The following is an 18,690-nucleotide window of genomic DNA, read 5'->3' as shown; positions in this document are numbered from 1 at the left end:
ACCTGGCCAAAGCTGCCGATGATGGCAGCCGCCTATCATGCAATGTTCTGAAACTTCATAAAATAGCGATGTTCGATTGGTTTTTCCTATTCTGAAAAAAAGCGCGGCCTGATATGACCGGTACGCCCTGCAGCCCTGTCAGCCGGTAAAGGCCGGCCACAGGCAAGTGCGTGATTATCAGGCCGCCTTGGCTTCGACGCTCGGAACAGGAGAAACGAGTGCTCTACCTACTGTCCCTGATCGCCCTGGCTGCAGTTGCGGCGCCCGGTCTGACGCGCCTGCTGGGCGCTCGTACGGGCTGGCTGCTAATGCTGGCACCGCTGGTGACCTTCATCTGGTTCGTTCAACAAATCCCGCTGATTGCCGGCGGCGAGGCCATCGTGCAGAGCATGAGCTGGATTCCGGCCCTGGGTATCAACCTCAGCCTGCGCCTGGATGGCCTCTCATTGCTGTTCGCCCTGTTGATCAGCGGCATCGGCAGCCTGATCGTGCTGTACGCCGGCAGCTACCTGTCCAGTCATGTCCATCTCGGTCGCTTTCACGCCTACTTGCTGGTGTTCATGCTGGCGATGCTCGGCCTGGTGCTGGCCGACGATCTGGTGGCGATGTTCGTGTTCTGGGAACTCACCAGCATCGCCTCCTTCCTGTTGATCAGCTTCCAGCATGAAAAAGCGGTATCGCGCAGGGCGGCACTGCAGGCCCTGCTGATTACCGGCGGCGGTGGGCTGGCGCTGCTGGCAGGCCTGATCCTGCTCGGCGGCGCCACGGGTAACTGGCAGTTTTCCAGCCTCAGCGCCGAACAGATCGAAGGCCATGTGCTGCTACCGGCGATCATTGCCCTGGTGCTACTCGGCTGCTTCACCAAATCGGCACAGGTGCCCTTTCACCTGTGGCTGCCCAACGCGATGAATGCACCGACGCCGGTGTCGGCCTATTTGCACTCGGCGACCATGGTCAAAGCCGGCATCTACCTGCTGGCCCGCCTGAACCCGGTGCTTGGCGGCTCCATCGGCTGGGGCACCCTGCTGATCACCTTTGGCGCTGCAACGGCGGTGCTCGGCGCCTTCCTCGCCTTCCGCCAGACCGATCTCAAGCGCCTGCTGGCCTACACCACGGTCACCGTACTCGGTCAGTTGACCATGCTGATCGGCACCAACACCAGCTACGGTCTACAAGCGTTCGTGCTCTATCTGGTGGCGCACTCTCTGTATAAAGGTGCGCTGTTCATGGCGGTCGGCGCCATCGATCACGCCACCGGCACCCGCGAGTTGGCGCGCCTCGGCGGTTTAATCCGCTTCATGCCGCTGACCGGTGCAGCGGTGGCGTTGGCGGCGTTCTCCAACGCCGGCCTGCCGCCGTTCTTCGGCTTCATCGCCAAGGAGTTCAAGTACAGCGGCCTGATCGAGATGGGTCATATCGGCTGGGCTGTGACCCTGGTGATGATCCTTACCAACGCCCTGCTGTTCGCCGCGGCATGTCTGGTGTTCTTGCAGACCTTCCTTGGCAAGCGTGGCGACTATCCGCGCGCGCCTCATGAAGTCGGTCTGCCGATGTGGCTGGGGCCGATGCTGCTGGCCGTCGGAGGCTTCCTGCTAGGCGCCTGGAACGCCTGGCCGGAAACCTGGCTGGTGAACAACGCGGTGCAAGCCGTGGCGCGCGGCCCGGTGGATGTGAACCTTTATCTGTGGGGCGGGATCACCCCGGCACTGCTGGCCAGCTTGCTGACCGTATCGCTGGGGGTACTGTTCTATGTGATGCGCGACCGCGTGCGGCAGCTGCTGGACAGCGCCAACGCGGCCTGGAACGTCAGCGGTGACCTGATCTGGGATCGCCTGCTCAAGCGCGTCTTCCACCTCGCCGGGCTGCTCGCCGCGCGCTTCCAGCACGGCTCGCTGCGCCAGCATCTGGTGCTGTTGGCGCTGGCGGTAGGCGGCCTGCTCGCGGTCGGCCTGTTGCCGGCGCTGCCCCAGTTGCTGCAAGGCAGCTACAGCCCGATATCACCGCTGGGGTTGGCCGGCTGCCTGCTGGCACTGGCCGGTGGCGTGGCGGCTGCGTTCCTGCCTGGTCGCCTGACCTTGCTGGCGGCGCTCGGCGCCTGTGGCCTGGGCCTGGCACTGGTGTTCGTCTCGGTCAACGCGCCGGACGTGGCGATGACGCAGTTGATGGTGGAAACCCTCACCCTGATTTTCCTTGCCCTGGTATTTCGCAAGATGCCCACGGTACCGGCCAGCGGCGCCCGCGCGCCCTGGAAGCGCCGCCTGCATGCCAGCGTGGCGATTCTCTTCGGCCTCAGCGTGACCGGCGCCCTGCTGCTGGCGGTGAGCCTGCCGCTGCCGGGCGAAATCGCCCAGTGGTATCAGGCCAACAGCCTGCCGGGTGGTCATGGCCACAACGTGGTCAACGTGATTCTGGTGGACTTCCGTGCCTTCGATACCCTCGGTGAAATTCTCGTGGTCGCGCTCTCCGCCCTTGCCGCGGCCAGCCTGCTTGGCAGTGGCCGACGCTTCGGCAACGAGCACGGCGGTGAAGATGCCTTCACCTCGCCGCTGCTGCGCCAGGGCCTGCGCCCGCTGGCCTGGCTGATGCTGGCGGCCTCGCTGCTGCTGCTGTGGCGCGGCCACAACCTGCCGGGCGGCGGTTTCATCGGCGGACTGGTGGCGGCCTGCGGCCTGATCCTGCTGGTGCTGACCTATGGCCACGGGCAGATTCGCCGTGTGCTGCCGGTGGCACCCGCGCAACTGATCGGCATCGGCCTGGGCTGCGCGGCAGGCGCCGGCATCCTCGGGCTGATCGCCGGCAGCGCGTTTCTCACCGGTCTCTGGACCTTCCCCGGCGGGCTGCCGCTGGGCACGCCTTTGCTCTTCGATATCGGCGTTTTCCTCACCGTGTTCGGCTCCGCCCTGCACATGATCGACAAGCTCACGGGAGTTCGCCACTGATGGAATGGCTCGCTGCAATCACGACCGGAGGCCTGGCAGGTCTGGGCCTGTGGATGCTTCTGGACCGCAACCTCAAGCGCGTCGTGCTGGGTGTGGTGGTATTGGGTAACGCAATCAACCTGGGCGTTCTCACCGCCGGGCGCTTCTTCGGCGAGCGTCCAGCCTTCGTCGAGGCCGGCAATACGGTCGACGCCGCCAACCCACTACCGCAGGCGCTGGTGCTGACGGCGATCGTCATCGGCTTCAGTCTGTTCATCTTCGCCCTGGCGCTGCTCAAGCGCACCCGCGAATTGCATGGCGACAAGACCACCGACTCGGTCAGCTCGATCACCGAGCAACCGGCGCCGGACTGGCACGACAGCGAGCATGAAAGCGACGGTGTGGAGGCTCGCCGATGAACCACGCGTTACTCGTTGCACCGATCCTCGTTCCGCTGTGCAGCCTGCTGCTGGCGATCATCCTGCGTCGCCACCTGCTAGCTGTACGTGTGCTCAGCCTGAGCGGTGCCGCCCTGCTGCTGGTAGTGGGCCTGGCGCTGGTCTGGCAGGCCGCGCAGGGCGTGGTGCTGACTGGTCAGGTCGGCGGTTGGCAGGCACCGTTCGGCATCAGCCTGGTGATCGACCGGCTGTCGGCTGTGATGATCGCCATCAGCGCCGTGGTCGCCTTGGTGACCTTGCTCTATGGCGTTGCCAAGGACAACGACAGCAAGGTCGGCCGTGACTTCCACCTGTTCATCCAGGGCCTGCTGACCGGCATCTGCGGCGCCTTTATCACCGCCGACATCTTCAACCTGTATGTCTGGTTCGAGGTGCTGCTGATCGCCTGCTTCGCCCTGATGGCCCTCGGCGGTGGCAGCCGCCGACTAGCCGGCAGCATGACCTACGTGGCGCTCAACCTGTTCGCCACGCTGATCTTCCTGCTCGCCGCCGGCCTGGTCTACGGCGCCAGCGGCACGCTGAACATGGGTGAACTGGCGGTGATCATGCGCAGCGGCGAAGCGCCGCCCGGCGTCACCCCGGCGCTGCTGCTGATGTTGCTGTCGTTCTCCATCAAGGCGGCGCTGTTCCCGGTGTTCGGCTGGCTGCCGGCCACCTACCACGTAGCCCTCACCGCCGTGTCAGCAATGTTCGCCGGGCTGCTGACGAAGGTCGGCGTGTATGCGCTGATCCGCCTGGTGACCCTGCTCTGGCCGGAATACGGCCTACCCCATCAACTGCTGCTGTGGGTCGCCTGCGCCACCATGCTGGTGGGCGTGCTCGGCGCGGCGGCGCAGACCGAGGTGCGACGCATCCTGTCGTTCCATATCGTCAGCCAGGTCGGCTACATGATCCTCGGCCTGGCGCTGGCCACGCCGTTGGCGCTAGCCGGTGCGGTGTTCTACCTGATCCACCATATCGTGGTGAAGGCCAACCTGTTCTTCATCGGCGGCCTGGCGGCGCGCATCTGCGGCTCCGAACGGCTGGCCGACATGGGCGGGCTGTACCGACGCATGCCCTGGCTGGCGCTGCTGTTCGCCATTCCGGCCCTTTCGCTGGCGGGCATCCCGCCGTTGTCCGGTTTCTGGGCCAAGTTCCTGCTGGTCAAGGCCAGCCTGGATGCCGCGGCCTGGTGGGCGGCCGGCATCGCCCTGCTAACCGGCGTGTTCACACTGCTGTCGATGAACAAGATCTGGAACGAGGCTTTCCTCAAGCCTCATCCACAGGGTGAGGAGGCGCTGCAAGTGGTCACCGGCATGCGTCCGGCCTGGCTGGGCATGAGCGCCCTGGCGGTGATGACCGTGCTGATCGGCCTGGGCGCCGGCCCGCTAATCGACTACGCCGTGGCGGCCGCCGCGCAGCTCGCCGATCCGCAGGCCTATCTGCAACCTTTCGCCAGCGCAGGAGATGCCTGATGTTGTTTCTCATCCATCTGCTGGCCAGCGCCGTACTGGCCTGGAGCCTCGGCGCCGGCCATTTGGGCGGCGGCCTGCTGGCCTTCGCCCTGCTCTACCTGCTGGTGCGCCTGCTGGGCCTGATGGTCGCGCGCCTGCGCCGTTACGCACGCAGCCTGGAGCATGGCATCAGCTTCTGCCTGTGGTTCATCGCCCAGGTGTTCCTTGCCACCTATCACGTCGCCACCCTGGTGCTGGCGCGTCGGGTCGACGTAGAGCCGGCGATACTGGCCTACCCGGTCACGCGACGCGAGGTGGGCAAAGTGACGCTGCTCGGTACCCTGCTGACCCTGACCCCCGGCACTCTGGCCCTGGATTACGACCCGGAGCAGGGCCTGCTCTATATCCACGCCCTCGATGCGCGCCGCCGCGAGGACGTGACCGACATTCTCATCGAGCTGGAACGTCGCCTGCTGGCCTGGTTCGACGCAGGCCAAGCAGAAGGAGTAACGCCATGACCCTGCATCTTGCCGGCGCCGCCTGGGTACTACCCCTGGCTGCAGTCTTGCTCGCGCTGAGCGGTTTGATCAGTCTGTATCGCCTGCTGCGCGGGCCGAGCCGCCCGGATCGTGCGGTGGCGATCGATGCCCTGACCCTGCTGGCTGTCGCGGCCATGGCACTGCTGTGCCTGATGCGCGGCGAGGCACTGTTCGTCGACGTCGCGGTTTTGCTGGCGCTGGTGTCGTTTCTCGGCACGGCGGCTTTCGCCTTCCTGTTCGATGACGCTCACAGCCAGATGCCGGAAAAACGCGAGGAACGTCCATGAACGAGATCCAGGCCTGGCTGGCCTCGCTGCTGGTACTGAGCGGCGCACTGATTTCCCTGCTTGGCGCGATTGGCGTGCTGCGCCTGCCCGACAGTTACAGCCGCATGCATGCGGCGAGCAAGGCCGGGGTTCTCGGCGCGGTGCTGCTACTTGGCGCAGTAGCCCTGGCCAGCAGCGGCGAACTCGCCCTGGAAGCCTTTCTCGGCCTGCTGATTCTGCTGGCCAGCGCCCCGCTGGCTGCGCACGCCATCGCCCGCGCCGCTCACCGCGCCGGCATTCGGCCAACGCTGGGCCGTTTGGGCGATCAGCTGGAGCAGCGTAACAAGGGCGGCGAATAGGCCTCAGTCGATCTGCCGGCGAAACGGCGGCAGAGCATTGAGAATCGCCTTGCCATAGCGCTGGGTAACCACGCGCCGGTCCAGCAGAGTGATGGTGCCGCGGTCGGCCTCGGTACGCAGCAAACGACCACAGGCCTGCACCAGGCGCAGCGAGGCATCCGGCACGGCGATTTCCATGAACGGGTTGCCGCCGCGCGCCTCGATCCACTCGGCCAGCGCCGCCTCCACCGGGTCGTCCGGAACAGCGAAGGGAATCTTGGCGATCACCACGTGCTCGCAATAGGCACCGGGTAGATCGACGCCCTCCGCGAAACTGGCGAGACCGAACAGCACGCTCTCCTCGCCCGAGTCGACACGCGCTTTATGCTTGTTCAGAGTCTCCTGCTTGGACAGGTTGCCCTGGATGAACACGCGCTTGCGCCAGTCGCGGTCGAGGCCATCGAACACGTCCTGCATCTGCTTGCGCGAGGAAAACAGCACCAGCGAGCCGCGGCTGCCGGCGACGAGGCCGGGCAGGTCACGGATGATCGCCGCGGTGTGCACCGCGGCCTCGCGCGGATCGGCCTTCAGATCCGGCACGTGCAGCAGGCCGGCGTCGGCATGATGGAAGGGGCTCGGCACGATGGCGGTGACCGCCACCCTGGGCAGCCCGGCGCGCATGCGATAGCGGTCGAAGGTGCCCAGCGCGGTCAGCGTGGCGGACGTCACCAGGCAGCCATGGGCGACGTTCCACAAATTGCGGCGCAGGGTCTCGGCGGCGAGGATCGGGCTGGCATTGACCTCGATGTCAAACAGCGCACCGCTCTCGGCCAGGGTCAGCCAGCGCGCCATCGGCGGGCTCTCTTCCGGGTCTTCAGCGGTGAAGGCCAGCCACAGCTCCCAGTTGCCCTTGGCGCGTGCCATCAGGCTACCGAACAGCGGATACCACTCCTCGGCCTGGTGACTGGCGATGCCCACGGCACCCTCGCCATCCATGGCCTCCTTGAGCAACTCGGTAACGCTGGTGAACAGGTCGTTGAGTTTTGAGAAGCCTTTCTTCAGCTCCAGCCCGAGTTCGGTCAGATGTTCCGGCACCACCCCACCGACGAAACGATGGCGCGGGCGCTCGCGCCCTTCCATGTCCTCGCCGGCCTTGAAGTCGGCGACCTCTTCGCAGGCGCTGAACATGAACTGCTGCTGGGTCTTCAGCTCGCGTGCCAGCTCCGGCACCTGTTCGATCAGGCGGCCGAGATCGCCAGGCAAGGGATTCTGCGCCAGCAACTTGGTCAGGTTCTTGTCGATCTGCGTGAGCCAGTCGGCGGTCGAGCGCAGGCGGGTGAAATGAGCGAAATGGCCAATGGCCTTGTCCGGCAGGTGGTGGCCTTCGTCGAACACATAGATGGTCTCGCGCGGGTCGGGCAGCACTGCGCCACCGCCCAGGGCCAGGTCAGCCAGGACCATGTCGTGGTTGGTGACGATCACGTCGACCTTACCCATGCCTTCGCGTGCCTTATAGAAGGCGCATTGCTGGAAATTCGGGCAGTGGCGATTGGTGCACTGGCTGTGGTCGGTGGTCAGTTGCGCCCAGCGGCTGTCTTCCAGCTCCTGTGGCCAGCTGTCGCGATCACCGTCCCACTTGTTGCCAGCGAGCTTCTCGATCATCGCAGTGAACAGTTTTTGGCCCTGCTCATCGACGTCGATGCGAAAGCCTTCTTCCTCGAACAGCTGGGCGGTGGCGCTCTGCGCGGCGCCGTCCTGCAGCAGATGGTCGAGCTTGGACAGGCACAGGTAACGGCCACGGCCCTTGGCCAGGGCGAAGCTGAAATTCAGCCCGCTGTTACGCAGCAGATCCGGCAGATCCTTGTGCACGATCTGCTCCTGCAGCGCCACCGTGGCAGTGGCGATCACCAGGCGCTTGCCCGCCGCCTTGGCGGTGGGGATGGTGGCCAGGCTGTAGGCCACGGTCTTGCCGGTACCGGTGCCCGCTTCCACCGCCACCACGGCGGGGTCGCCCACGCGCTTGCCCTCGTCGTCGCTGCTGATGGTGCCGAGCACCTTGGCAATCTCGGCGATCATCAGGCGCTGGCCGTAACGCGGCTTGAGCGACTTGGCCTCGAGAAAGCGCGAGTAGGCGCCCTGGATCTGGGTCTTGAGTTCGGTACTGAGCATGGATTCTGAAACGAAAAAGGCTGGATAAATTTTCAGTATTCGCGGAGCGGCCGCTATCATAACGCGCCAATCGATCCGGCGCAGACTCGCATGCCAATCGAATGCCGCGAACTGCCAAACGGCCCACTGGAGACGCTACATGACACCCTACGCACCGCTTTACGCACTGCACCTGCTGGCCGCTGTCGCCTGGGTCGGCGGCATGTTCTTCGCCTGGATGATCTTGCGCCCAGCTACGGTCGAAACGCTGGAACCGCCCGCGCGCCTGCGCCTGTGGCTGAGCGTGTTCAAGCGCTTTTTCGTCTGGGTGTGGCTGGCGGTGCTGGTCCTGCCCCTGACCGGCGTCGGCATGCTGCACATGAGCTATAGCGGCTTCGACGCCGCACCGCGCTATGTGCACATCATGATGGGGCTGTACCTGGTGATGCTCGCCCTGTTCCTGCGCATTCAGGCGCTGCAACTGCCGGAGCTGCGGCGCGCCGTGGAGGCTGAAAACTGGCCAGCCGGCGGCGAGGTTCTGGGACGGATTCGCAGGGTGGTGGGCAGCAACCTGCTGATCGGTCTGGCGCTGATGACGCTGGTGGCCATGCGCCCTTCATTCTGATTGGCGAGGCTGCCTTCGCCTGCAGTGAGCGAACGAAGGCAGCAACCTTTAGAAGCGGAACACCTGCACGGCGCCGCTGCTACCTGCGGCACCTTCGCGCCCTGGCTGGCCAGGCTTGCCATCGGCAGCGCCGTCCACGCCGTAGAGCAGGCAGCCCTTGGCCGCGCCGCCGCGGCCGGGGCGCCCCGCCGAACCAGCAGCGCCGCCGGCGCCGCCGTCGAGCAGCACCTGCATACGCTCGACCTCGACATAGTGCGGCACCTCCAGCGTCACCTGGCCGCCGGCAGCGCCGTCGTGGCCATCGGTGCCATCCTGCCCATCGTAGCCCGCGCTGGCCTGGCCCCAGGTGCAGCCACCCGGCTGGCCATGCGCGCCATCGAGCCCGGCATAACCCGGCGCGCCCTGGCCGCCGCGTACATCCAGCGTCAGCGATTCGAATGTCAGCTTATGCAGCTTGAGGCTGATCTCACGCCCCGGCGTCGCTGGCCGGGTATAGGTACCGGCGGCGCCCTTGGCGCTGATCCAGGCGCCGGCACCGATATCGGCGTCCTCGACGACGAGACGCAGCGGCTGATCGCCCGGTGCCACGCCGATGCGGGCGTCGCGCCCCATCAGCAGCTCGCCGATGCGTAACTCGGTCACCGTCGCCGGAATCATCAGGGTCGCCTGATCCGCCACTTCCAGCCGTTCGAGCTGCAGGCTGCTGCTGGCAACGGGCAGGCGCATCAGCGTATTGGACGGCACCTTGACCTGGGCATCTGCCAGCGCGGTACCGGCGCACAGACAAAGCAAAAACGCGAGATTACGCATGCGCAGCCTCCTCGATAGTCGCAGTAGTGACAGTAGCGGGCTGTTGCACCGTCTTCAGCGGATACAGGTGGAAGATGCCGAATAGCAGCACCTGTATACGGTCCAGCCAGGGACTGGCGCGACCGGACAACAGGCCGGAGAACAGCCACAACTGCGCGCCATGCAGCAGCGCAAGGAAGGCCGCGAGCAGGTAGACCAATTGCTCGAATGGAGTTCCCAGACGTTTGGCCAACGCTGCCCCGAACACCAGCCAGAAGACCAAGGCCAGCGCCTTGCCCATGATCAACAGTGCTTTCATCCCCGCCCTCGTGCTCGGTTTTTCTAATAGCGCAGCACGTTAACCGGTCGCAGCGAGGACCACCAGAGCGAAGGATTATTTTCCATGACTTGGACGTATCGCCTTGCGAAAAACGGCGCAGTCAAACCGAATGAGCCGGACTGCGCCGCCCTGCTTCAACGGGAAACGTGCAACTCCACACGGCGATTCTGCGCACGTCCGGCATCGCTGCCGTTGTCTGCCACCGGCTGGCTCTCACCCTGCCCTTCGCTACTGAGCTTGCCGGCGGGCACGCCCTGGGCGATGAGAAAGTCGGCAACACTGCGTGCGCGACGCTCGGACAACCCCTGGTTGTAGGCATCGGAGCCGACGCTATCGGTATGCCCGACGACCCTGACCGCGACCAGGCTGGTGCCAGCCAGACGTGTGCTGACTTCGGCGAGCAGGCGCTGAGCATCGGCAGTCAGCTCGGCCGAGTCGAAGGCGAACAGCACGTTGCCCAGCTCGCTGAGGACGATGACCTCATCCTCTATCTGCGGCTCCATCGCCGGCTCGGCCGCTACACTGGCCGGATATTGCGGCAATGGACAGCCGTTATGACCTACCGCTGTACCTGCAGGCGTGCCGGGGCAGCGATCACGGCGGTCGAACACACCATCGCCATCCTCGTCACCGTCCTGCGCATAACAGATGATGGTGCCCAGCAGAGCGCCGGCTACCGCGCCGCCTGCTGCCCAGGCCGAACTCTCGATTGCACCGAGGCCGCCACCAGCCAAGGCTCCAATCGCACTGCACAGGGGCCAGTTCCCCTGGTTGAGCGGCGCGTCTCCCGTACTGGAAGTCGTGGCACAACCCGAAAGAACACTGCTGACCAGGAGAAAGGGTAAAACCCTCGAAAGCGCAATTCTCATGGCGGTGTCTCCTGTGATACCGGCATGTTGCCGGCATCACAGGAGTAAAGACGGCACCAGGGCTACACACAAGAAAAGGCCCGACCGATGGAGAACCGGCCGGGCCTTTGCGGTTGACGCCTTCGTGCAGCCAAGCGCCTTACGGCTGAGCTTCGACCTCGGCCTCTACGCGACGGTTGATCGCACGGCCATCGGCATTGGCGTTGTCGGCAACCGGGCGGCTCTCGCCATAACCCACCGCCTGCACACGCCCGGACTCGACACCGTACTGGTTGACCAGAACGTCACGAACAGCGCTGGCGCGGCGCTCGGACAGGCCCTGGTTGTAGGCATCGCTACCCACGGAGTCGGTATGACCTTCAACCACGGTGCTGGTCTGCGGGTACTGTTTCATGAAGTCAGCCAGGGCTTTGATATCACCATAGCTTTCCTGCTTGACCTGCGACTTGTCGAAATCGAACTTGACGTCCAGCTCGACGCGCACGGCTTCGGCTGGCTCGGCCACGGCGACTTCCTCGACCATCACGACTTCTTCTTCGACAACGGCAACCTGCTGAGCTTCGGCACCATGTACCCAGCAGTACGCGGCAGCCATACCGGCACCCACCAGCGCACCACCACCGGCCCAGGTAGAGCTTTCGATCGCCCCTAACGCTGCACCACCCACACCGCCTACAGCTGCGCAGGTGGGCCAGTCGGTTTTCTGCAGGCCGGCACAGCCGGTCAGCATGGTACTAGCCAGAATCAGGGGTACTGCGTTCCTTGTGATACTCATACTTTAGGTCTCCAATGTTCATCGGCCCATAACCGACTCAATAGTAGTAAAGACAGGAGTTGTACAATCCGCCAGCTATAGCCGCTTCTGCGGATAATTTTCTCTCACTCTAGGCCTGATCCCGACACCACGTTAGTCTTTGCAGACTTTTCGAGGAAGTTCGATGACCGCCAGCCTTAGCACCCGTACTCCACAGCAGGCCATTGCGGCACTGCTTGCCCGTTACACACCCGAGAAACTGCTGTTGCTCGGGGCTAGCGAACTACCCGCAGTCAGCGCCTTTCATAGCGCCCATCCGCAGTGTCAGGTCACCACTGCACCTGCTGCACCCCTGGCGCCCGAACTGGCCGCACAGCGTTTCGACCTGGCGATTCTGGTCGACTGTCTGGAGCACTTACCCAAACGCGATGGATTGCAGCTACTGGGTGGCATTCGCAACCTCAACGCCAGCCGGGTCGCCGTGTTGCTCGACCTCAAGGCAGCGGATTGGCAGGAAACCGACCTGTTCGCCCTGGCCATGCAGGCCAGTGAGCAGTTCCAGCGCGAGGGACAGACCCTGCATCTGTTCACCTATGATCTGCTCGATTACAAGCAAGTTCCCGACTGGTTGAACGCAAAGTTCTGGGCCAATCCACAAAATTTCGGCAAATACTGGTGGTAGAGCGATGAATCCACTCGATCCCAATTGCCCCTGCGGCAGTGGCAACCCGCTGAGTCAGTGCTGCGGCCACTATCACGCAGGCACTCACGCGCCCAGCGCGGAGCTACTGATGCGCTCGCGCTACAGCGCCTATGTATTGGGCCTGGTGGACTATCTGGTGGCCACCACCCTGCCCCACCAGCAGCATGCGCTCGATCGCGAGGCCATGGCTGCCTGGAGTGCGCAGAGCACCTGGCTTGGCCTGGAAGTGGAAGGCAGTGAAGTGTTCGGCGGCCAGCCCGAACATGCGCAGGTCACCTTCGTCGCCCACTGGCACGACGAGCAGGGCGAACATCGTCACCGCGAATGCTCCGCCTTCGTTCAGGTGGACGGACGTTGGTATTTCCTCGACCCGACGGTGCCGCTGAAGGTCGGACGCAATGACCCCTGTCCCTGCCAGGGCGGCCAGAAGTTCAAGAAGTGCTGCGCGCCTTACCTGAACGGCTGATTGGCGTTAATCGCGCTTTCTGCTTGAGTTGAATCGTCCTGCGGGGACGCTCAACAAGGAGAAAGTCATGCACAAGAAAAGTGGTATCGCTCTTATCCTGGCCAGCCTGCTGATTGGCTGCGCCAACCAGCCCGGTGGGCTGCAAGGGGAAACGCTGGATCTGGGGGAAAGCCAGCGCGTCAGCCGTTTGTTCGCCTATCCGAACAACTGCAGCGTGATCTGCTATCGCGACTGGACGCTGGAACAGACGGTGGAACATTACCTGCAGCAGAGCCTGACGCGTGATGGCTACCCTCAGGCCAGCGTGCAGGTCACGCGCAACGGGGATCGCGTGCACGCCCACTTCACGGGCACGCCAGCCGAGTACGGCAAACCCCTGCTGCAATTGCTCGATGCCGGCGACCTGGCCTATCAGGGCGCCACTCAACTCAATCGTGACGGCAAGTGGCAGTACAACTGGTACTTCTTCCTGCCATTGGGCATGGCACTGGAGAACCGCAAGAGCGTCGAGCTGCTGCACTTCCCGCCGGATTATTCACTGACCCAGGCCCAGGATTACCTGCGTTCGAGTACCACCGACCGCTGGGCCGCCTTGCTCAGCTACAACGGCATCGCACCCGAGCAGACGCCGGCCTATCAGACCATCGTCGACATCGCCCCCATCGCCGCTCCGGCCAGTGCTGGCAGCGCTCTGGAAGGCGTATATGGCTACTTCAACAAGTATCAGCAGCGCATGGTCAGCGAACTCAGTGCTGGTTCGGACAATGCCAGCCTGCCGATGGTCGCTTTCGGCAGCCCGGTGCGCAGCTGGATCAAGCAGCAATACGGGGTAAACCTGCCGGTGCTGGGTCTGGGCCAGATCGACGCAGGCGCCGGCCGGCAGGTTTCCGTACTCGGCGCCAACCATCCCAGCTATATCTGGTACGCCGCCGATCCGAGCAACAACAAAGGCAGCCAGGATGCGGCCGACGCGGCGGGGATCAAGGTCATGGGGCAGGACCTGAGCGCGGCCTGCTGGCAGGCCGGCATGGGCCAGCAACCGACGCGCGATGCGGCGCAAATGCTCAGTAGCTGCAGCCAGAAATGGCAGGTGACGGAGACGCAGCAAACCTGCGAACTGTTTTTCATCAGCGTGCGCAATCTCAAACCCGAGGAGGCGCAAGCCATGTGCAAGGCGGGCTAGCCGCGCTCAACGCAGAAACGCCGTGGCTGACTGTGCAGCTCACGGCGCCGCCAGCGGTCATTCCTGCAGTTTCAGATGCGAGGTGTCCGGCGCGGGTGCCGGAATCGCGGACTTGGCCTGCCCCATATCGCTGCCCACCGGCGCCAGGCTGAATTGCGACAGGTCGACCCGCGGCGCTTCGGCGTCGGGTCTGGCGTCCTGCAGATCACTACCTACCGGAGCGATGCCGAAATCCGGCGCATCCACCTCGCTGAACGCCGCCATGTATTCATCACGCGGCGCGACCTGCAGCCGCCCGGGCCTGGTCGCAACTGGCGCAGCCACCGGAGCAGGCATCGGCTCGGCTGGTGGCGGAGGCGCGAGTTCGACCTCCTCGATCAGCATGTCCATATCGACGACCTCGACACGCGCACCGGCCCGTTCGAGGGTCGTACGGTATTTCTCTGCGGCAGTGGCGTCGAGGTTGTTCTTGATCACGATGCGGCGCCCGGAGAACAACTGGGTGATACGCTGGGCATCGGCCTGGAACAGCTTGGCCAGATTGGCCTTGACCAGTTCTGGCTGGGCTCCCGGCACCAGTTGCCCGGAGAAGGCGATCTCGTAGCGACTCATGGTCACACTCCTGTCCTATACGCCGCTCAGTATGGCGCAGGTTCTCTTGCCCCGACACTGCAGGCTTCTCATCCATGCAATCACGAACACCTACTGCACAAAACTGCGACGTTATCACCCTGAAAATAATACTTGCTCACCCGTTGCAGCCGAGCGCTTGCTTGTTACACTGGGCTGCAATGGGGGTATGAAATGTTTTCTCAGGCGCAAATGATAAGAATTATCAGCCTATTGATGTTTTTCGGCCTGCTTTCAGGCCTGACAGGATGCTCCACCTGGATGACAGGTGACTTCAAGGACCCGGACGTCCAACTCATCAAAGTTGATGTGATCAAGGCCAGGCTGCTCGAACAGGAGTTCAGCCTGCGCTTTCGAATCGACAATCCCAATGGCGTCAGCCTGCCGGTGCGCGGGCTGAACTACAATGTTCATCTCAATGGCATCCAGCTTGCCGAAGGCCACTCCAATGAGTGGTTCACCGTGCCCGCCCATGGCCATCACACCTTCGATGTGCCGGTACGCACCAACCTCTGGCGCCACGTGCGGCAGATCGTCAAGGCGCTGGAAAAACCCGACGAACCGATTCGCTACAGCCTCAAGGGCCAAGTGAAAACCGGCATGTTGTTTGGTCGCAGCGTGCACATGGCGCGCAATGGAGAGATAATTCCCGGCGATTTCATCTCCGAATAACCAGCATGAGTAACACCATGAGCAACCAACCCCACATCCACGGTCCCGACTGCAACCATGACCACGATCATCACGATCACGGCCATGTACACGGTCCGCACTGCAACCACGCCCATCAGGAGCCGGTACGCAACGCGCTGAAGGATGTCGGCCGCAACGACCCATGCCCTTGCGGCAGCCAGAAAAAATTCAAGAAGTGCCACGGCGCCTGAACCGCGCATGGATGCCATGGCCCTCATCCTGCTATTGACCGGCCTGCTGCTGATCGCAGCGCTGGCGGCCTATGCCTGGCACCTTTGGCGCCGTGTATGGGCCAACCAGCGCGCTCGCGACGAAGCGCAGCAGGAGCGCCAGCAGCGCCTCGGTGGCGATCTGAATATCCTCGCCAGCAGCCTGCTCGACGAGCAAGTGCCGCTGATAGAAGGCGCCATTCGCATCAAGGTGCTGCTCGACAACTACGACAGCAGCCTGAGCAATGACGGCCGCTGCCAGGTGTTCCACCTGCTCTACGAAGCCACCGCCGACGTGCCCACCCACGCGGCCTGGAAAGCCCTGGACAAGGCAGAGCGACGTCGCTTCGAGAAGCGCTTCAACGAGCTGGAACTGCAGCACAAGGCCGCCGCACGCATCGCCGCGCGCTGGTTGCTGGACGAGGGGCTCAACGGGTCTCAGGCAAACGCCTGAGGCCTCTTGCCAGGCTCCATTAGCCTCTTTACCTTGGCGCCTTTGTGGCCGGTTGCTATGCGATCGGCCTCGCCTGTTCGCACACCAAGGAAATTCGCCATGCGCACGCTGGCCTGCCTGACTCTCGCTGCTTCCCTGACCGGCCTTGCCGGCTGCCAGTCCCTGCTCAACAGCCGTTATGCCGATAGCGTGCCGCCCACCCGCGGCGTCGAGCGCATTCAGGGCGTGGCCGAGAGCGCATCGGTGCGACGCAACGCCCTTGGCATGCCGCTGATCGAGTCGAGCACCTTCCACGACGCCCTGTTCGCCCTGGGTTATGTGCATGCCGGTGACCGCCTCAGCCAGATGGTCGGCATGCGCCTGCTGGCCCAGGGCCGCCTGGCGGAAATGGCCGGCCCCGGCGTGCTGGAAATGGACCGTTTCATGCGTGCGGTGGACCTCAGGAAGAGTGCGGAAATTCTCTATGCCGACGCCTCGCCGCGTCTGAAACGTTTCTTCGAGGTCTATGCGCGCGGCGTCAACGCTTACATGTTCCGCTACCGTGATCGCCTGCCGATGGACCTGGCCGAATCCGGCTACCGCCCCGAATACTGGAAGCCCGAGGACTCGGTGCTGCTGTTCTGCCTGCTCAATTTCGGCCTGGCGGTGAATCTGCAGGAAGAAATCGCGGCGCTGACAATGGCCCAGCAGGTGGGCGCCGACAAGCTGCCCTGGTTGCTGCCGATCTACCCGGACGAACCGCTGCCCTTCGCCGAGGCGGAGAAGCTCGCCGGCCTCGACCTCAAAGGACAGTTGCCCGGTCTGCAGGCGATTTCCCGCACGGCAGCGCAGATCGCCGAGCAACACATGCTCGGCGTCGCCGCCTCGAACAACTGGGCCATCGCGCCGCAACGAACCCGCGGCGGCAAGAGCCTGCTGGCCAACGACACCCACCTGCCGCTGAGCATGCCGTCGCTGTGGAATTTCGTGCAGATCCGTTCACCCAAGTACCAGGCTGCTGGCGTGTCACTCGCGGGCGTACCGGCAGTAGTGGCCGGCTATAACGGCAAGCTGGCCTGGGGCATGACCATGGTCATGGGCGACAATCAGGACATTTATCTGGAACGCATCAAACGTGAAGGCAGCCGCCTGATGTACGAAGCAGACGGCAAGTGGCTGCCGGTTGCCGAACGTCAGGAAACCTTCTTCATCCGCGGCCAGCGGCCGATCCGCGAGACGCTGTACGAGACCCGCAATGGCCCGCTGCTCAACTCGGTGCTCGGCGAACGCAAGCACATGCTGCAACCTCTGCCGCTGCAGAGTGGTTACGGTCTGGCGCTGAAGACCACGCAGTTCGAGCGTGACAAGAGCCTCGACGCCTTCTTCGACCTGTCGCGTGCGCAGTCGGTGGACCAGGCCTTCGAGGCCGCGCGTGAGATCCGCGCCATGCCGCTCAATATCGTTTTCGCCGACGCCCAGCACATCGGCTGGCAGGTCACCGGTCGCTACCCTAATCGCCGTGAAGGTCGCGGCCTGCTGCCCTCCCCGGGCTGGGACGAGCGCTACGCCTGGGACGGCTTCGCCGACCCGATGCTGCACCCCTACGATCAGGACCCGCCGCAGGGCTGGCTGGGCACCGCCAACGAACGCAGCGTACCGCCAGGCTATGGCATGCAGCTGTCGAGTTCCTGGTACTACCCGGAGCGTGCCGAGCGCATCGCCGAACTGGCCGGCAACGGCCGTCACGATGGCCGCAGCATGATCGCCATGCAGTACGATCAGACGTCCCCCTTCGTCGTTAAGCTGCAGGCCATGTTCAACGACCCGGCTATGCACGACTCGCTGCGCCAGGCCATCGCGGCGCTGCCGGCTGGTCAGCGCGCACGTGCCGATGAAGCACTGAAACGCCTGCTCGCCTTCGACGGCAAACTCACCGCCAGTTCCGCCGATGCCGCCATCTACGGCGCCTTCCTGCATGAAAGCGCGCGGCAGATCTTCCTCGACGAGCTGGGCCCGGAAGACAGCCCGGCGTGGCAGGCGCTGGTACAAACCGCCAACACCTCCTATTCGGCGCAGGCCGACCATCTGCTCGGCCGCGCCGACAGCCCGTTCTGGAACGACATCCGCACCCCCGAGCAGGAAGATAAACCGTCCATCCTCGCGCGCAGCCTGGCCGCCAGCATCGAGCTGCTGGAAAGCCGCCTGGGCACTGAGCGGCGTAACTGGCAATGGGGCAAGCTGCACAGCTATGAGTGGGTGACCGATACCACGCGCATGGCCCCCTACATGAGCGCCAGCCAGCGCACCAGCATCAACGCCTTGAAGGGTTATCTGGATCGCGGCCCCTATCCGGCAGGCGGTGATCACAGCACGCTGAACGTCTCGGCCTACGCCTGGGGCGAGGATTTCAACACCTTCCTGATCCCGGCAATGCGTATCGTGGTGGATTTCGCCGCTGACGAGCCGCTACTCGGCGTCAACAGCTCGGGCCAATCCGGTAACCCGGCCAGCCCGCACTATGCCGACGGCATCGAGTCATGGCTCAAGGGCGGCTACATGAGCTTCCCGTTCAAATCGGAAAATCTGGACAAGGTCTACGGCAATCAGCGCCTGCTGCTGATGCCGGGCAAGTGATGACCGTTCGTCGGGCGGCGCTGAACCATTCCCGCAGCGCTCGACTCTGAGTAATCGACTTACTCCATCGATCATCGTTTAAGGCGCCCCTGGCGCCTTTTCTTTTGCCTGCAGAAAAGGTGGCATTTTTGCATCACTGACTGAACTTTCTCACCGAAGCAGGCTCAGAACCTATGCATCGGTTGAAATGCTCCCCTGGCGCCTCTGGCGCCTATTTTTTTGCCCGCATTATTCCCACCCTGGTCGCTACGGATAAACGAAG

At 63.9% G+C, this 18,690-nt stretch carries 19 protein-coding genes and 1 pseudogene; 14 read left to right on the top strand and 6 right to left on the bottom strand.

Going from position 1 to position 18,690, the window contains the following annotated elements; translation table 11 throughout:
• The first annotated feature begins 218 nt into the window (after positions 1-218).
• Genes mbhE through mnhG form a run of 6 tightly spaced genes read left to right on the top strand, consistent with a single transcriptional unit; the run spans position 219 to position 5,973 of the window.
• Complete coding sequence (gene mbhE, locus P3C50_RS00410; RefSeq protein WP_275544468.1) at positions 219-2,939, top strand: hydrogen gas-evolving membrane-bound hydrogenase subunit E; 2,721 nt, start codon at positions 219-221, stop codon at positions 2,937-2,939.
• A complete protein-coding gene (locus P3C50_RS00405; RefSeq protein WP_197855281.1) occupies positions 2,939-3,337 on the top strand; it encodes a sodium:proton antiporter in 399 nt (132 codons plus the stop codon). The genes mbhE and P3C50_RS00405 overlap by 1 nt, the downstream gene beginning before the upstream one ends.
• The gene (locus P3C50_RS00400) at positions 3,334-4,830 is read left to right on the top strand and encodes a proton-conducting transporter membrane subunit (protein WP_275544467.1); all 1,497 of its coding nucleotides are present in this window, start codon (positions 3,334-3,336) and stop codon (positions 4,828-4,830) included. The genes P3C50_RS00405 and P3C50_RS00400 overlap by 4 nt, the downstream gene beginning before the upstream one ends.
• Complete coding sequence (locus tag P3C50_RS00395) at positions 4,830-5,327, top strand: Na+/H+ antiporter subunit E (RefSeq protein ID WP_275544466.1); 498 nt, start codon at positions 4,830-4,832, stop codon at positions 5,325-5,327. Before P3C50_RS00400 ends, P3C50_RS00395 begins: the two co-directional genes overlap by 1 nt.
• Positions 5,324-5,635 (top strand): monovalent cation/H+ antiporter complex subunit F, encoded by a 312-nt coding sequence (locus P3C50_RS00390; protein WP_275544465.1) that lies wholly within the window; start codon positions 5,324-5,326, stop codon positions 5,633-5,635. Before P3C50_RS00395 ends, P3C50_RS00390 begins: the two co-directional genes overlap by 4 nt.
• Positions 5,632-5,973 (top strand): monovalent cation/H(+) antiporter subunit G, encoded by a 342-nt coding sequence (gene mnhG / locus P3C50_RS00385; protein ID WP_275544464.1) that lies wholly within the window; start codon positions 5,632-5,634, stop codon positions 5,971-5,973. Before P3C50_RS00390 ends, mnhG begins: the two co-directional genes overlap by 4 nt.
• Before the next feature lie 3 nt (positions 5,974-5,976).
• Here mnhG and dinG read toward each other — a convergent pair whose 3' ends face one another.
• Positions 5,977-8,121: an ATP-dependent DNA helicase DinG gene (gene dinG, locus P3C50_RS00380; protein ID WP_275544463.1), complete on the bottom strand. Its 2,145-nt coding sequence runs from the start codon at positions 8,119-8,121 to the stop codon at positions 5,977-5,979.
• A gap of 139 nt (positions 8,122-8,260) precedes the next feature.
• On the opposite strand from dinG, the gene P3C50_RS00375 reads away from it, so the two are divergent.
• On the top strand, positions 8,261-8,725 hold the full coding sequence (locus tag P3C50_RS00375) for a CopD family protein (RefSeq protein ID WP_275544462.1): 465 nt from the start codon (positions 8,261-8,263) through the stop codon (positions 8,723-8,725).
• A 48-nt stretch (positions 8,726-8,773) separates the two neighbouring features.
• On the opposite strand, the gene P3C50_RS00370 is transcribed toward P3C50_RS00375, so the two are convergent.
• From P3C50_RS00370 to P3C50_RS00355, 4 genes and pseudogenes are all read right to left on the bottom strand, one after another.
• Positions 8,774-9,535 carry a collagen-like protein gene (locus P3C50_RS00370; RefSeq protein ID WP_275544461.1) on the bottom strand — a complete coding sequence of 254 codons (762 nt, stop codon included), beginning with the start codon at positions 9,533-9,535 and terminating at the stop codon, positions 8,774-8,776.
• The gene (locus tag P3C50_RS00365; protein WP_275544460.1) at positions 9,528-9,833 is read right to left on the bottom strand and encodes a DUF1145 domain-containing protein; all 306 of its coding nucleotides are present in this window, start codon (positions 9,831-9,833) and stop codon (positions 9,528-9,530) included. Before P3C50_RS00365 ends, P3C50_RS00370 begins: the two co-directional genes overlap by 8 nt.
• Positions 9,834-9,988: 155 nt before the next feature.
• A complete protein-coding gene (locus P3C50_RS00360) occupies positions 9,989-10,723 on the bottom strand; it encodes an OmpA family protein (RefSeq protein WP_275544459.1) in 735 nt (244 codons plus the stop codon).
• Positions 10,724-10,862: 139 nt separating this feature from the next.
• A pseudogene (locus P3C50_RS00355) lies at positions 10,863-11,216 on the bottom strand (OmpA family protein); the annotation flags it as partial.
• 445 nt (positions 11,217-11,661) lie between these two features.
• Here P3C50_RS00355 and P3C50_RS00350 point away from each other — a divergent pair.
• The 3 genes from P3C50_RS00350 (at position 11,662) to P3C50_RS00340 (ending at position 13,829) form a co-directional block, all read left to right on the top strand.
• Positions 11,662-12,159 carry a DUF6231 family protein gene (locus P3C50_RS00350; protein WP_197855272.1) on the top strand — a complete coding sequence of 166 codons (498 nt, stop codon included), beginning with the start codon at positions 11,662-11,664 and terminating at the stop codon, positions 12,157-12,159.
• A 4-nt stretch (positions 12,160-12,163) separates the two neighbouring features.
• Positions 12,164-12,646 (top strand): YchJ family protein, encoded by a 483-nt coding sequence (locus P3C50_RS00345; protein ID WP_275544458.1) that lies wholly within the window; start codon positions 12,164-12,166, stop codon positions 12,644-12,646.
• Between the two features lie 67 nt (positions 12,647-12,713).
• On the top strand, positions 12,714-13,829 hold the full coding sequence (locus tag P3C50_RS00340; protein WP_275544457.1) for a hypothetical protein: 1,116 nt from the start codon (positions 12,714-12,716) through the stop codon (positions 13,827-13,829).
• 57 nt (positions 13,830-13,886) lie between these two features.
• Here P3C50_RS00340 and P3C50_RS00335 read toward each other — a convergent pair whose 3' ends face one another.
• On the bottom strand, positions 13,887-14,441 hold the full coding sequence (locus P3C50_RS00335) for a hypothetical protein (RefSeq protein WP_275544456.1): 555 nt from the start codon (positions 14,439-14,441) through the stop codon (positions 13,887-13,889).
• A 192-nt stretch (positions 14,442-14,633) separates the two neighbouring features.
• Here P3C50_RS00335 and P3C50_RS00330 point away from each other — a divergent pair, with 192 nt between their 5' ends.
• The 4 genes from P3C50_RS00330 (at position 14,634) to P3C50_RS00315 (ending at position 18,428) form a co-directional block, all read left to right on the top strand.
• Entirely contained in the window at positions 14,634-15,131 is a 498-nt protein-coding gene (locus P3C50_RS00330) for an LEA type 2 family protein (protein ID WP_197855268.1), read from the top strand.
• Positions 15,132-15,148: 17 nt separating this feature from the next.
• A complete protein-coding gene (locus P3C50_RS00325; RefSeq protein ID WP_197855267.1) occupies positions 15,149-15,343 on the top strand; it encodes an SEC-C metal-binding domain-containing protein in 195 nt (64 codons plus the stop codon).
• Positions 15,344-15,350: 7 nt separating this feature from the next.
• A complete protein-coding gene (locus P3C50_RS00320) occupies positions 15,351-15,815 on the top strand; it encodes a DUF2489 domain-containing protein (RefSeq protein ID WP_197855266.1) in 465 nt (154 codons plus the stop codon).
• Between the two features lie 99 nt (positions 15,816-15,914).
• Positions 15,915-18,428: a penicillin acylase family protein gene (locus P3C50_RS00315; RefSeq protein ID WP_275544455.1), complete on the top strand. Its 2,514-nt coding sequence runs from the start codon at positions 15,915-15,917 to the stop codon at positions 18,426-18,428.
• Positions 18,429-18,690 lie beyond the last annotated feature (262 nt).

Source organism: Pseudomonas sp. Marseille-Q0931, assembly GCF_940789645.1.
GTDB lineage: Bacteria > Pseudomonadota > Gammaproteobacteria > Pseudomonadales > Pseudomonadaceae > Aquipseudomonas.
The sequence above is the reverse complement of the archived record's forward strand: the minus strand, read 5'-3'. Positions and strand labels throughout refer to the sequence as shown.

Bases quoted from the DNA above. Each gene is read 5' to 3' on its own strand.
- P3C50_RS00405 (WP_197855281.1), top strand. From the start codon at position 2,939: ATGGAATGGCTCGCTGCAATCACGACCGGAGGCCTGGCAGGTCTGGGC.
- P3C50_RS00400 (WP_275544467.1), top strand. From the start codon at position 3,334: ATGAACCACGCGTTACTCGTTGCACCGATCCTCGTTCCGCTGTGCAGC.
- P3C50_RS00395 (WP_275544466.1), top strand. From the start codon at position 4,830: ATGTTGTTTCTCATCCATCTGCTGGCCAGCGCCGTACTGGCCTGGAGC.
- P3C50_RS00390 (WP_275544465.1), top strand. From the start codon at position 5,324: ATGACCCTGCATCTTGCCGGCGCCGCCTGGGTACTACCCCTGGCTGCA.
- mnhG (WP_275544464.1), top strand. From the start codon at position 5,632: ATGAACGAGATCCAGGCCTGGCTGGCCTCGCTGCTGGTACTGAGCGGC.
- dinG (WP_275544463.1), bottom strand. From the start codon at position 8,121: ATGCTCAGTACCGAACTCAAGACCCAGATCCAGGGCGCCTACTCGCGC.
- P3C50_RS00375 (WP_275544462.1), top strand. From the start codon at position 8,261: ATGACACCCTACGCACCGCTTTACGCACTGCACCTGCTGGCCGCTGTC.
- P3C50_RS00370 (WP_275544461.1), bottom strand. From the start codon at position 9,535: ATGCGTAATCTCGCGTTTTTGCTTTGTCTGTGCGCCGGTACCGCGCTG.
- P3C50_RS00365 (WP_275544460.1), bottom strand. From the start codon at position 9,833: ATGAAAGCACTGTTGATCATGGGCAAGGCGCTGGCCTTGGTCTTCTGG.
- P3C50_RS00360 (WP_275544459.1), bottom strand. From the start codon at position 10,723: ATGAGAATTGCGCTTTCGAGGGTTTTACCCTTTCTCCTGGTCAGCAGT.
- P3C50_RS00350 (WP_197855272.1), top strand. From the start codon at position 11,662: ATGACCGCCAGCCTTAGCACCCGTACTCCACAGCAGGCCATTGCGGCA.
- P3C50_RS00345 (WP_275544458.1), top strand. From the start codon at position 12,164: ATGAATCCACTCGATCCCAATTGCCCCTGCGGCAGTGGCAACCCGCTG.
- P3C50_RS00340 (WP_275544457.1), top strand. From the start codon at position 12,714: ATGCACAAGAAAAGTGGTATCGCTCTTATCCTGGCCAGCCTGCTGATT.
- P3C50_RS00335 (WP_275544456.1), bottom strand. From the start codon at position 14,441: ATGAGTCGCTACGAGATCGCCTTCTCCGGGCAACTGGTGCCGGGAGCC.
- P3C50_RS00330 (WP_197855268.1), top strand. From the start codon at position 14,634: ATGTTTTCTCAGGCGCAAATGATAAGAATTATCAGCCTATTGATGTTT.
- P3C50_RS00325 (WP_197855267.1), top strand. From the start codon at position 15,149: ATGAGCAACCAACCCCACATCCACGGTCCCGACTGCAACCATGACCAC.
- P3C50_RS00320 (WP_197855266.1), top strand. From the start codon at position 15,351: ATGGATGCCATGGCCCTCATCCTGCTATTGACCGGCCTGCTGCTGATC.
- P3C50_RS00315 (WP_275544455.1), top strand. From the start codon at position 15,915: ATGCGCACGCTGGCCTGCCTGACTCTCGCTGCTTCCCTGACCGGCCTT.